The following is a 12,937-nucleotide window of genomic DNA, read 5'->3' on the forward strand; positions in this document are numbered from 1 at the left end:
GCGATCCTCATCGCGTCATCGGCTGCAGCACCAGCCAGTTCGCGGGATCGGCAGAGATGGCAGCCGCGAAGCGCTCAACGACGCGCTGCATCGTCGGAACCACCTCGTCCACCACGATGCGCTCGCTGACGCTCAACCGCAGGCGACCGCCGACGAAGCGGGCGGTGGCGACGCGCAGATCCGCGCCCGTGCGGCGGGCCAGCAGAGCCGGGCCCGCCGGCACCTTCGAGACGAACCCGGTGGGCCAGCGAACCGCCACGCCATGCGCGCTCAGATCCCGATCGGCCAGCAGACACAGCACCAGGCCATCGGCCACATCGGCGGCCAGGGAGTCCGTCAGCCCGCGCTCAGCCACCGGGTAGATCTTCATGCCCATCGCCTCGCGCGCGGACCGGAACTCCTCGAACAGCCCGTCCGGAAGCCGTTCGGCGACGCTGACCACCGGCATTCCCGCCCTGGTGCACCATGCCCCGGCTCCATCCCAGGAACCCATGTGCGGCAGGGCTAGAACCAGACCGGGCCCAGCCAGCGAGTCGCGCATCCGCTGCTCGTCGGCCGGATCGATCGAGATGCGCCGCAGGTTGGGCCACTTCGCGAGCGACAAAGACCACAGCCGATTCATCAGCCAGTGTCGGATCAGGAGCCGCGTGGCCCGGCGATCCGGCTCCAACCCAACGACCGCGGCGACATTGGCTCGCCACCTGAGCACCGCCGCTGGCGGCCTGAGCACCACGACGCGCGCGCCCGCTCCCGCGATGGCGTTGCCCAGCCAGACGGGCACCCGCCCGCCCCAGCGGAACACCCGTCGCGGCGACGGCCTAAGCATCCGCCCAGGCTGCGGCCAGCTGTTCCCGGGCGTCCTCCAGCAGCTGCGGGACCGCCTTCGTCTGCGCCACGATCGGCAAGAAATTCGCGTCTCCCAACCAGCGCGGCACCACATGCTGATGCAGGTGCATAGCGATGCCCGCGCCCGCCACGTCACCCTGATTCATCCCGATGTTGAACCCGGCAGGCCGGCTCACCGCCTGCAGCGTCGAGATTGCCTGCTGCGTGAGTTCGGCGATCTCCCTCGTCTCCTCCGGCGTGGCGTCGACGTAGCCCGAGACATGCCGATACGGGCAGACGAGCAGGTGGCCGGGATTGTACGGAAACAGGTTCATCACGACGAAGGCGTGCTCCCCGCGGTGCACGATCAGCCCCTCGGCGTCCGCTTTCCGGGGGCTGACACAGAAGGGGCACTCGCCAGCATCGCGGGGCTTCGCCGCGCCGTCAATGTAGACCATGCGGTGCGGGGTCCACAGCCGCTGGAACGAATCCGGAATCCCGGCCAGCTCGCTCATTGTGCTGCCGTCGGGGTGGAGTTGCTTCGGCTGCGCACGTGCTCGATGATCTCCGCCACCGCCTCGGCCACCGGAACCCCATTTCGCTGCGAGCCGTCGCGGAACCGGAAGGACACCGCCTGGGCGTCGCGATCGTCACCGCCCGCGATCAGCATGAACGGCACCTTCTCCTTCTGCGCGTTGCGGATCTTCTTCGGAAACCGGTCATCCGAAGCGTCCAGCGCCACGCGGATCCCGGCGCGACGCAGCTGATCCAGCACCCCGCCTAGATAGTCGTTGAACTCGGCGGCCACCGGAATGCCCAGCACCTGAACCGGCGCCAGCCAGGCCGGGAAGGCCCCGGCGTAGTGCTCGGTCAGCACGGCGAAGAACCGCTCGATCGAGCCGAACAATGCGCGGTGGATCATGACCGGGCGCTTGCGCGTGCCGTCTGCCGCCTGGTACTCGAGCCCGAAGCGCTCAGGAAGGTTGAAGTCGAGCTGGATCGTCGACATCTGCCAGGTGCGGCCGATGGCGTCCTTCGCCTGCACCGAGATCTTCGGGCCGTAGAACGCCGCGCCGCCCGGATCGTCGACGAGGGACAGGCCCGAATCGGTGGCCACCTGCCGCAGCACCTCGGTGGCTTCCTCCCAGGTGGCGTCGTCGCCGACGAACTTCTCCGGGTTCTTCGTGGACAGTTCCAGGTAGAAGTCGTCCAGACCGTAGTCGGCCAGCAAGTCGAGCACGAACTTCAGCAGGAAGGCCAACTCGTCGCGCATCTGCTCACGGGTGCAGTAAATGTGCGCGTCGTCCTGCGTAAACCCGCGGGCTCGGGTGAGGCCGTGTACCACGCCGGATTTTTCGTTGCGGTAGACCGTGCCGAACTCGAACAGGCGCAGCGGCAACTCACGGTAGGAGCGGCCCCGCGCGGCGAAGATCAGGTTGTGCATGGGGCAGTTCATGGGCTTCATGTAGTAGTCCACGCCCTGTTTCGTGATGTTGCCCCTCTCGTCGCGCTCCTCGTCCATGTGCATGGGCGGGTACATGCCGTCGGCGTACCAGTCGAGGTGGCCGGACACCTCGTAGAGGCGCGCCTTGGTCAGGTGCGGCGTGTAGGCGAACTCGTAGCCCTCCTCGACGTGCCGCCGCCGCGAGTACTCCTCCATCTCCATGCGCACCATGGCGCCCTTCGGGTGGAAGACAGCCAGCCCGGAGCCGATCTCGTCGGGGAAGCTGAACAGGTCCAGTTCGACGCCCAGCTTCCGGTGGTCGCGCTTGGCGGCCTCCTCCAGGCGGGTCACGTAGGCGTTGAGGTCGTCCTTCGACGCCCACGCCGTGCCGTAGACACGCTGCAGGCTCGCGTTGCGCTGGTCGCCGCGCCAGTAGGCCGCGGACGAGCGCATCAGCTTCACAGCCTGCAGGTAGCCGGTGTGCGGCACGTGTGGGCCTCGGCAGAGGTCCTTCCAAGCCACCGAGCCGTCGCGGTTGACGTTGTCGTAGATGGTCAGCTGGCCCGAACCCACTTCCACCGACGCCCCGTCGGCGTCGCCCGCCGAACCCTTGTCGGCGATCAGCTCCAGCTTGAACGGCTCGTCGGCCAGCTCGGCGCGCGCCTCGTCGTCGGAGACCTCGCGCCTGACGAAACGCTGCTTCGCCTTGATGATCTGCTGCATCTTCTTCTCGATGGCCTTCAGATCCGCGGGCGTCAACGGGTCGCACTGGAAGTCGTAGTAGAAGCCGTCAACGATCGGCGGGCCGATCCCGAGCTTGGCCTCGGTGAAGATCTCCTGCAGCGCCTGGGCCGTCACGTGCCCGGCCGAGTGGCGCAGGATGGCGAGCCCCTCGTCGGATTCGACGCTGACCGGGGTCACCTCGTCGCCGTCGCGCAGTTCGCGCGCCAGGTCGATAGTCTCCCCCGCCACCTTCATCGCGACGATGGTGCGGTCGTCGCCGAACAGATCGAGCCCGGTCGTGGTCGTCGTCAGCTCAACCCTCTCCGGGCCGGTTGGGCGATTGACGACGATGGACGCGTTCATGGCACGTTCCTTTCAGTAGATGGCAGGGCAATTATGCCACCCACCGCCTGCCCGGGTCGCGCTCGGTGACGGCCGCCCACGCCCGGTTACTGCGCGCCGCGCGCCGCCAGCCGCTCCGCGGCGAAGGGGCAGGTGGCGCGCACCTCGTGCCCCGCGGCAGCGATCTCGTCGAGCGCGAAGTCCACCACCTGGGCGGCAAGGCCCTGACCGCGGAAGTCGGGCAGTGTCTCGGTGTGGGGCAGCTCGACGACGCCGCCAACCTCAAGGAAGTCGACGAAGGCCGCCAACTGATCCCCCACCCGGAGTTCGTAGCGCAGGGACTCGTCGTTTCGTTTCAGGGAGTGCTTCTGTTCCATGGGGAGACAGTGTAGGACAAACGAGAAACGAGCCCCGCGGGGCTCGTTTCTCGATCTGGTGGGCGATGCCAGGTTTGAACTGGCGACCTCTTCCGTGTCAAGGAAGCGCGCTACCACTGCGCCAACCGCCCGAGGTGGAGACGGGATTTGAACCCGTGTACACGGATTTGCAGTCCGTTGCCTCGCCTCTCGGCCACTCCACCGGGTGGAGGTCACCCTCCCCAGAGGGGCCTGGAGAGACTTCTCCGAGCGGACGACGAGATTCGAACTCGCGACCCCCACCTTGGCAAGGTGGTGCTCTACCAGCTGAGCTACGTCCGCCTGATCCGTGGCGCTGCTCGCTCTCGCTTGCCGCGTCATCGGCGTGATGAGAACTCTAGCGCACTGCTTTTGGCGATGCAAAATCGAAGGCGTTCCCCCTCGTCAGAGCCGATTACTCGCCGAAAGCGCACCGCCGTCGACCCAACTCCGGCGGATTCCCGAGACATCCGCAGCGGCGACCCGATAGCCGGCCGCACCCTCACCGCCAATCGCCGTTCGCCCCTCGAATCGATTGGCCCAACCTGCCCTCCTTCGAATCGCGACACCACGCCCAGCGCCAGACAAACGCGCAGCGAAATTGAGCGCTCATCCCCCGAAGTCGCACTTTCAGAAAAGATGCGCTAGAGTTCACCGAGCTGGGTGATTGGCGCAGTGGTAGCGCGCTTCGTTCACACCGAAGAGGTCGGCGGTTCGAACCCGCCATCACCCACCACGAAGCCTGCGAGTGTGAGGAGGCAAGAATGGGTGCCCCCGCGGTCGTTCTTGCCGATACCACCACCGCCAACCCGGACGTCACTTCCGCCCTAGAAGCAATCAGCGGGCGCCTCAGGGCACGCCGGCCTGACCTGCCCGTGTACTTGGCCGAGTTGGGCGTCGAACCAAATCTTGACCGCGTGATCGTCGAGCTACAGCGTGAGCACATCGAAGAAGCCGTGTTCGTTCCCCTCGACCTGCGCTCGGCCATTTCCTACCCGAAGGAACTGAACGGAGCTGCCCAGCAGACCTCGCAGGCGGGCATCCGCTCGATAGTCTCCCGGCCAATTGGGCCAGCCACCGAGCTACTCAACATCCTCGACGAACTGGTGCGTGACGCCCTCCACCGGTGCCTGGCGCTGGAACTCGACGCGCTCGTGCTGGTCGCCCGCGAAGGCGGCGACGCGCGTGGCTCCGCACTGGTCGCCCGGCGCGCCCGACAGTGGTCCGCGCACCACCGGCTTCCCGTGCAGTTGGCCATCGAGACCGGGGACGGCAGCGCAACTGCCGCCGCAGTGCAGTACCTGCGCGCCCAGGGGCGCCGCTACGTCGCCGTCGGCGGCACCTTCCTCACCCCGGGGCCTGCCTACCAGGCCCACGCCCAGGCCGCGCAGCGCGCGGGGGCGATCGCCGTGGCAGACCCCGTCGGGGTCAGCCCCCACCTAAATCAGCTGATCCTCGCCCGCTACGCCTTCGGCGCGATGGAGTTGCTCGACGGGCAGCCGCAGCCCGTCGTCGTTGACGCCGACTACCAGTTTCTGAGTTCGCGCGAGCGCGGCTGAACCGTGAACCGGGCGTAGAATCGCGCCCATGTCTGACGAACCGTACATTGCCCCGTTCCAGCTCGACGACTCCGAGTGGCGCACCAAGCTGACCGACCTTGAATACCGGGTGCTGCGCGAATCCGGCACCGAGGCGCCCTTCACCGGTGAATATACCGACACGGAGACCATCGGCACCTACTCCTGCCGCGCGTGCGGCGCGACGCTGTTCACCAGCAAGGAGAAGTTCCACTCGCACTGCGGCTGGCCCAGCTTCTTCGCGCCCGAGGCCGAGGACCGGGTGCGCTACCTGCAGGACCTCTCCATCCCGGGGCGGCCACGCGTCGAAGTGCGGTGCACCAACTGCGACTCCCACCTGGGTCACGTGTTCGAGGGCGAAGGTTACGACACCCCAACAGACCTGCGTTACTGCATCAACTCCGTCTGCCTCACCCTCCATCCCGAGAGCGAATAACACAAGAATCTGCATCGTCCGGCGAGTCTCGGCCCGCAACGGGCCGGCTCCCCCTACAGTCTGCTTCGTGTCCAACGTTCTAACGCTGGCGCCGGATGGCTTCCAACGCGCAACGCAGCAGCTCCACCAAATGACTTGGCGACCGGAGCTGGTTGTCGACGAGATCGGCTCCCCGCAGCGGATCGCACCACACTCCGTCGCCATCTCGGCGGAGCTGTACGCAGGCCGTGAGCAGCTGAGCTCCGGTCGGCTCATTTTGCTGCATGACCCCAAGGGTAACGACGCCTGGCAGGGCACCTTCCGCATCGCCAGCTACGTCACCGCAGAGGTAGAGCTAGAGATGGTGGCAGATCCGATGCTGCCCGACGTGGCCTGGAGCTGGCTCACCGATGCCCTGGAGAAAAACGACTGCATGGCAAGCCACCTGAGCGGCACCGTCACCGCGTCCTACGGCCGTTGCTTCGGCTCGAAGGCGGGTGAACCGGACTCCGCTACCGTGGAGTTGCGCTCTTCCTGGACGCCGCGGCTCGACCTGCAGCACTCCTTCACCAACCATCTCCTCGCCTGGCAGGACCTCCTTGTCCAAGTGGCCGGGGAGCCACCGCTGCCCACCGGAATAACCGCGCTCAGGATCAGATGAACTATCAAGAACACAGCCGCGAGCCGCTGCGTGCGGTCGTGGACTCCGTCCGGGCCTTCGACGAGTGCCTCGCCCAGCTCGCCGCCGCCGACGGCCCCGTGGCCTTCGACGTCGAGCGGGCGCACGGCTTCCGCTACTGGCCGAGGGCCTACCTGTTCCAGATCCGACGCGGCGCGGCCGGCACCTGGCTGCTCGACCCCACGCGCATCCCCGACGAGCGCCTCACCCAACTGAGCACCCGCCTGGGGAGCGCCGAGTGGGTGATCCACGCCGCCAGCCAGGACCTGCCGTCGATGTTCGACGCGGGCATCACCCCCACCCGGGTGTTCGACACCGAGCTGGCCGGCCGCCTGCTGGGCAAGCCGAAGGTCGGGCTAGCCGCGCTGCTCTCCGCGGAGCTCGACGTCCACCTGCGCAAGTCGCACTCGGCCGTGAACTGGGCCACCCGCCCGCTGAAGGAGAGCTGGCTGACCTACGCCGCGCTCGACGTCGACTACCTGATCGAACTCCGCGACGCCATCGGGGCCCAGCTGGCCGAGGCCGGGCGGGCCCGCTGGGCCGAACAGGAGTTCGAGTGGACCCTCCGCCACTACTCGCGCCCACCCGAGCAGCGCAGCGAGCCGTGGCGGCGCACGTCGGAGATCACCGCCGTGCGCTCCCGCGCCGGGCTCGCGCTGGCGAGGGAGCTGTGGACTGAGCGCGACCAGATCGCCCAGCGGCGCGACCGCCCGCCCACGCACATCCTGCCCGACGCGGCCATCGTCGAGTTGGCCAAGCAGGTGAGCGTCAACGGCGAACTCCCCCCGAACGCGCTGTCGGACAGCAGCGCGCTCACCAGAGCCCCCGGCAAGCGCTACTCCGCTAACTGGCTGAGCGCCCACCGCCGGTTCCAGCAGCTCGCCAAGGCGAAGTATCCGGCCAAGCGCCCACCCGCCAACCCCGGGCCGCCGCAGCCGCGCACCTGGGCGGACAGCAATCCCGCGGCCGCCGAACGCTGGCAACGTTTCCGGCCCGCGCTCGACGAGCTGGCCGCCCAGCTGGGCATCCAGGCCAGCCTGATCCTTCCTGCGGCCACCGCCGCGCACCTGCTGTGGGCCGACGAACGCCCGAGCGGAGACACGTTGGCCGCGCACGACGTGCGGCCCTGGCAGCGCGAGCTACTGGCTCCGCTGCTCGATCAGGTCTTCGCCTGAACCGAGCAGGGCAGCCGGGATCACCTGCTGGCTGATGGCCTGCGCGGTGAGGCCGAGGCGGGCGAGCACCTCGCCCCTGCTCGCGTGCGCGAGGAACTCCTTGGGGATGCCGAAGTGCTGCATCCGGGGTGTGACCATGCGCTCCGCGGCCCGGGCGCGCAGGAGCTGGCCGAGCCCGCCGTCCACGAGGTTGTCCTCCAGCGTCACCACGTGGTCGAAGCGCGCGAGCAGGTCGATCAGCGCCCCGCTGACCGGCAGCGCCCACAGCGGATCCGCCACCATCGTCGGGATGCCCTGCCGGCCCAGCAGCTCGCCCACCTCCAGCGCCAACCCGGCGAACTGGCCGTAGCCCAGGATCAGGGTGCGGGCCGCGTCCTCGGAGCGGAGGATGTCGATCTGGTCGAGCCCGGAACCCAGGCTGTCCACCGCGTCGAGGTCGGCGGGGAGTTTGTCCTTGGAGAAGCGGATGATCGTCGGGGCGTCGTCGACGGTGACGGCCCGCTCCAGCGCCTCCGCGAGGCGACGGCGGTCGCGCGGGGCGGCGAGCTGCGCCCCGGGGATCATGCCGATCATCGACACATCCCACATGCCGTTGTGGCTGGGGCCGTCGCTGCCGGTGATGCCCGCGCGGTCGAGCACCACGGTGACGCCGCACCGGTGCAGGGCCACGTCCATCAGCAGCTGGTCGAAGGCCCGGTTCAGGAAGGTGGAATAGACCGCCACCACCGGATGCAGTCCCGCGCGCGCCAGGCCGGCTGCGGAGACGATCGCGTGCTGCTCGGCGATGCCGACGTCGAAGGTGCGCTCCGGGTAGGCGGCGCGGAACTCGGCGAGCCCCGTCGGATGCAGCATGGCCGCCGTGATGGCGACGAGCTGCGGGTGCGCGGCCCCGAGCTGGACGAGCTTCTCGGAGAAGGCGCTGGTCCAGGTGGCGGTGGAGCTGCTGGTGAGTGGCTCGCCCGTGATGTCGTTGATCTGGCCCACGGCGTGGAAGCGGTCCTCCTCGTGCTCCTCCGCGGCCTTGAATCCCTTGCCTTTCACCGTGATGCAGTGCACGATCACGGGCCCCCTGAACTGGCGCGCGGCTTCGAGGTGGTTGGTGAGCGCCTGGAGGTCGTGGCCGTCGATGGGGCCGGTGTACTTGATGCCCAGGTCGGAGAAGAGGTCTTGGGGCGCCACCACGTCCTTCACGCCGGTCTTGAAACCGTGCATCAGGTCGTAGATGGGGCGGCCGAGCACGGGGATGCGCAGCACGGCGCGCTTGATGAAGCTGAGCGTGTTCTCGTAGCGGCGGTCGGTGCGCAGGCCCGCGAGGTGTGTGGCGAGGCCCCCCACCGTCGGGGTGTAGGAGCGGCCGTTGTCGTTGACGATGATGACCAGTTTGAGGTCGGGCTGGGCGGCGATGTTGTTCAGCGCCTCCCAGGACATGCCCCCGGTGAGGGCGCCGTCGCCCACCACCGCCACCACGACGCGGTCCTCGCCGCGCAGCTGGTAGCCCTTGGCCAGCCCCTCGGCCCAGGACAGCGCGGTGGAGGCGTGCGAGTTGCGCACCCAGTCGTGCTCCGATTCGGCGGGCTCCGGGTAGCCGGATAGCCCGTTCAGCTGCCGGAGGGTGTCGAATCCTTCGGAGCGCCCGGTGAGGATTTTGTGCACGTAGGCCTGGTGGCCGGTGTCGAAGATGATGGGGTCATGCGGCGAGTTGAACACCTTGTGGATGGCCATGGTCAGCTCGACGACGCCCAGGTTTGGCCCCAGGTGCCCGCCGGTTCTGCTCACGCTGGTGATCAGAAAGGATCGGATCTCCTCCGCCAGAGCCTCTAGCTGTGCCTTCGATAGCGAGCGCAAATCGCTGGGACCGGCGATGGAATCGAACAGGGACATGAGGTTCATCATAGGGTGAACCGGCAAAAAGAACCTGCCGCACGCTCAAGGCGGGCATAACGCGTTTCCCCGCAGCGTGGCCGTCACCGGTTTCGCCTGCCTGCGGGTCCGCGCCAGCCGCGCCTCTCGCGTCAGAAGCGCCGCGCTGGCCTGGCTGGCGACCAGCCTGTGGCACGTAGGCCTCGCGATTGATCGTGCAGGTACCCCAGTCGAGCCGGCCGCGCCGGCAGCTTCCCGGCCGCCACACCCAGGTCGCTACGCCGCACATGTCGGATTGGAGGTTTATTCCGGATATATCCGACAGATTCCTGCTAGGCTGGGGCGCAGCTCGATTCGAGGAGGAAACGATGGCCGACGCTTTGCCCGATTACGCGGTGAGAAACTACCTGGCGAGGCTCGCGCTCAACGAGACCCAGGTGAGACAGGCCGCAGAGATAGCCGGCCGGCTGGACAGCGCGGGCCGCGTCTCGGTGGCCCGGCTCAAGGAGGAGGTGTTCCCCACCGTCTCCCAGGCCACCGCGAACACCAACCTGACGCGGCTGCGCAAGCGGATCAACGAGCTGTCCCAGGAGCTCGGGCTCCAGTTTTCGATGGAGATCACGAAGGCCAAGCGCGTCGGCCCCGCCGAGCGCCACGTCTGGTTCGAGGGCCTGAGCGCCTACTCCCCCACCCCCGCCACGCCGGAGCTGGACGCCATCCCCGAGGGCGCGCTGCTGGACACGCGCGGCGTGGAGTCGGGCGTGCAGCCCACGGCGGTGCTGCTCACCTACAACGAGCACGAAGCCCGCAAGCTCTGGCAGGTCTTCCTCAGCAGCGAGGCAGCGCCGCCCGAGGAGCAGCGCGACGACGTGACCTACTACCGGCTGGGCCAGGTGGGCGGCTTCCGGGTGATCCACCGCCGCAGCGAGCAGGGCCCCTACCAGGCGCAGGCCTCCGCCGCGCGCGCCATCGGCCACTACAACCCCGACGTGTTGATCGCGGTGGGCATCGCCTTCGGCGTGGCCGAGAGAAAGCAGCGGATCGGGGACGTGCTGGTGTCGAGGCACGTCCTGGACTACGAACTGGCCCGGGTGGAGCCCGACGGCGGCACCACCCACCGGGGCCTGCCGACGGCCGCCGCCGCGGAGCTGGTCGCGCGGGCCGAGACCGTGGACCACGCGCACCGCCACCTGGCGGATTGGCCCACGGTGCACTTCGGCACGGTGCTCAGCGGCGCAAAGCTCGTCGACAACAAGGAGTACCGCGACAGGCTGCGCGAGCTGCACACTACCGTGATCGGCGGGGAGATGGAGGGCGTCGGCGTGCTTGCGGCCTGCGCCCACGAGCCGGTGGCGGCCATCGTCGTGAAGAGCGTGTGCGACTTCGCCGCCCACAAGGACTCCCCCACCAAGGCGGACGACCAGAGGAAGGCGGCACTCACGTCGGCGCGCATGGTGCGCGAGATCCTGGCCCGCGGCCCGCTGGGCGGCGCCGTGCCGAGGCTTAGGCGGGAAAACGAAGGCCTGCGGCGCGAGATCGACCGGCTGCGCAACCCCGGGCTGCTCGCGCCCGGCTGCCCCGACGTCGAGCGGATGAGCAGCCAGAGCGACAAGGTGCTGGCCAGCGAGCTCTTCATCGCCGACGTGCGCGGCTCGCGCCTCTCGATGGGCTATCACAGTTCCCCGGCCGACGAGGCCGACGGCACGCCGGTGGTGGAGGCCATGCTCGACTGGGCGCGCGACGGCTCCGCCCCCCAGCTGTTCGCGCTGCTGGGCGAGTACGGGGCGGGCAAGACCGTGAGCTGCCAGGCCTTCGCCCGGCGGCTGGCCGAGCTGCGATCGGCCGATCCGACGCTGCCGATGCCGATCTACTTCAACCTGAAGAGCGTCGCCGAGGCCCGGCTGGCGGAGAACCTGGAGGTGCTCGTCGCCACCTGTATGCGCGAGGACTGGCTGCCCAAGCACTGTCCCGGCTACACCTGGGAGGCCTTCCGCTCCTGGCTCCGGCAGGGCCCGTGCGTGGTGATCTTCGACGGCCTCGACGAGCTCCTGGTGAAGCTGGACGCGGGCGGCGGCCAGCTGCTCCTCAGCCGACTGCTCGGCACGCTGAGCCTGCTGCCGGACGCCGAGGCGAACGCGCGGGTGCGGCTGGTGCTGTCTTGCCGCACCCAGTACTTCCAGACCTTGGAGAAGCAGCGCGGCTTCTTCCGGGGCAACGACCGGCAGGATCTGGCCGAGGACTCCTACAGCGCGCTCACCCTGCTGCCGCTTTCTCAGCGGCAGGTGCGCGGCTACCTGGAGCGGGCGCTGCCCGGGGAGGAGGTCGACAAGGTGGTGGCGCTGATCGCCGAGGTGCACAACCTGCCCGAGCTGGCGGCGCGGCCGTACACGCTGGGGCTGCTGGCGGAGTTCGCGCCGGAGCTGGAGCGGCGCCGGGCCGCCGGGCGCCAGATCCGGGGCGTGACGCTGTACGGGTGGACGGTGGAGCAGTGGCTGGCACGCGATGAGGCCAAGCACTTTATCCGGCCCGGGCACAAGGCCGCGTTCATGGCGGAGCTGGCAGCCTGGCTGTGGCGGGAGCGGCGCAACGCGGCGCCAATCGAGGAGGTCGAGCGGGTGTTTCGGGCCTGGGTGCGCTCCGACGAGGATCTGAGCGACATCTACCGCGTCGGCCTCGGCGCGAGCGAGCGCGAGCGGCTTGAGGAGGATCTGCGCACGGCCACCTTCATCGCCCGCCGGGACGGCGAGCGGGGCAGCGCGTTCAGCTTCGCGCACACCTCGCTGCAGGAGTACTTCCTGGCCCGCTACCTCTTCGACGCCGTCCGGGCCGACCAGCGGCAGCGCTGGCGGATGCGCATCCCCGCCCGCGAAACCCTGGATTTCCTGGGCCAGCTCCTCGCCGAGGCCGACGACCCCGCCCTGGCGGGCACCCTCGCCCGCTGGAAGGGCAGCTACCTGGCCGAGGCCAGCGAGCTGCACGCCGCCTACGCCATCCTCGCCAACCGGGAGGGCTATCCCGCGGCCAGCCTGGCCGGCATCGACCTCGCGGGCGCCCGGCTCGACGACTGGGACTTCGTGGGCACCCCGGAGCGCCCGCTGGACCTCGCGGGGGCGAGGATGGGCGGGGCGAGCCTGCGTCGCGCGGCCTTCTCTCACGCCAAGCTGTCCCGCGCCGACCTGGGCGACGCAAACCTGGCCCAGGCCATCGTGCACGCCTGCAGCGCCGCGCACACCCGCTGGCCGGCCGCCGCCCCCGGCGCCGCCTGGCAGGAAGCCGGGCTCCTCGCCCCGCAGGACAAGCCCGTCGCCTTCGTCCCCGGCCACACCAGCGGGGTGACCGCGGCCGCCTGGCACCCGGGCGGCCACCGGATCGCCACCACCAGCTGGGATGGCAGCTGCATCATCTGGGACCCACACACCGGCCAACAACTCACCCGGCTCACCGCCCACACCCGGGCGGTCACCGCGGCCGCCTGGCACCCCGACGGCCACCAACTCGCCAC

At 69.1% G+C, this 12,937-nt stretch carries 10 protein-coding genes and 4 tRNA genes; 6 read left to right on the forward strand and 8 right to left on the reverse strand.

The genetic code is table 11. The features are described from left to right. Positions 1-7 precede the first annotated feature (7 nt). From EII42_RS01940 to EII42_RS01970, 7 genes are all read right to left on the reverse strand, one after another. Positions 8-826 (reverse strand): phosphatidylinositol mannoside acyltransferase, encoded by an 819-nt coding sequence (locus tag EII42_RS01940; protein ID WP_158676358.1) that lies wholly within the window; start codon positions 824-826, stop codon positions 8-10. Next, the gene (locus tag EII42_RS01945; RefSeq protein WP_125170407.1) at positions 819-1,340 is read right to left on the reverse strand and encodes an HIT domain-containing protein; all 522 of its coding nucleotides are present in this window, start codon (positions 1,338-1,340) and stop codon (positions 819-821) included. Before EII42_RS01945 ends, EII42_RS01940 begins: the two co-directional genes overlap by 8 nt. After that, positions 1,337-3,355 (reverse strand): threonine--tRNA ligase, encoded by a 2,019-nt coding sequence (gene thrS / locus EII42_RS01950; RefSeq protein WP_125170408.1) that lies wholly within the window; start codon positions 3,353-3,355, stop codon positions 1,337-1,339. The genes EII42_RS01945 and thrS overlap by 4 nt, the downstream gene beginning before the upstream one ends. Positions 3,356-3,441: 86 nt before the next feature. After that, positions 3,442-3,711, reverse strand: a complete 270-nt coding sequence (locus EII42_RS01955) for a GNAT family N-acetyltransferase (RefSeq protein WP_125170409.1) — start codon at positions 3,709-3,711, stop codon at positions 3,442-3,444. Positions 3,712-3,767: 56 nt separating this feature from the next. Then, positions 3,768-3,842 (reverse strand) — tRNA-Val (locus tag EII42_RS01960). A 1-nt stretch (position 3,843) separates the two neighbouring features. Then, a tRNA-Cys gene (locus EII42_RS01965) sits at positions 3,844-3,914 on the reverse strand. A 45-nt stretch (positions 3,915-3,959) separates the two neighbouring features. Beyond that, positions 3,960-4,032, reverse strand: a tRNA-Gly gene (locus EII42_RS01970). Positions 4,033-4,390: 358 nt separating this feature from the next. Here EII42_RS01970 and EII42_RS01975 point away from each other — a divergent pair. The 5 genes from EII42_RS01975 (at position 4,391) to EII42_RS01995 (ending at position 7,575) form a co-directional block, all read left to right on the forward strand. Next, positions 4,391-4,465, forward strand: a tRNA-Val gene (locus tag EII42_RS01975). Positions 4,466-4,493: 28 nt separating this feature from the next. Then, on the forward strand, positions 4,494-5,288 hold the full coding sequence (locus EII42_RS01980) for a sirohydrochlorin chelatase (protein WP_125170410.1): 795 nt from the start codon (positions 4,494-4,496) through the stop codon (positions 5,286-5,288). Positions 5,289-5,316: 28 nt separating this feature from the next. Beyond that, positions 5,317-5,742: a peptide-methionine (R)-S-oxide reductase MsrB gene (msrB, locus tag EII42_RS01985; protein WP_125170411.1), complete on the forward strand. Its 426-nt coding sequence runs from the start codon at positions 5,317-5,319 to the stop codon at positions 5,740-5,742. Positions 5,743-5,809: 67 nt separating this feature from the next. After that, positions 5,810-6,382 (forward strand): DUF3000 domain-containing protein, encoded by a 573-nt coding sequence (locus EII42_RS01990; RefSeq protein ID WP_125170412.1) that lies wholly within the window; start codon positions 5,810-5,812, stop codon positions 6,380-6,382. After that, entirely contained in the window at positions 6,379-7,575 is a 1,197-nt protein-coding gene (locus EII42_RS01995; protein WP_125170413.1) for an HRDC domain-containing protein, read from the forward strand. The genes EII42_RS01990 and EII42_RS01995 overlap by 4 nt, the downstream gene beginning before the upstream one ends. Here the strand turns inward: EII42_RS01995 and dxs are convergent. After that, positions 7,540-9,456 carry a 1-deoxy-D-xylulose-5-phosphate synthase gene (gene dxs, locus EII42_RS02000; protein WP_125170414.1) on the reverse strand — a complete coding sequence of 639 codons (1,917 nt, stop codon included), beginning with the start codon at positions 9,454-9,456 and terminating at the stop codon, positions 7,540-7,542. The genes EII42_RS01995 and dxs overlap by 36 nt on opposite strands. Before the next feature lie 347 nt (positions 9,457-9,803). Here dxs and EII42_RS02005 point away from each other — a divergent pair. Then, a partial coding sequence (locus EII42_RS02005; protein WP_158676359.1) for an NACHT domain-containing protein occupies positions 9,804-12,937 on the forward strand: 3,134 nt, incomplete at its 3' end.

It is taken from the genome of Tessaracoccus sp. OH4464_COT-324, from assembly GCF_003932855.1.
Lineage (GTDB): Bacteria > Actinomycetota > Actinomycetes > Propionibacteriales > Propionibacteriaceae > Arachnia.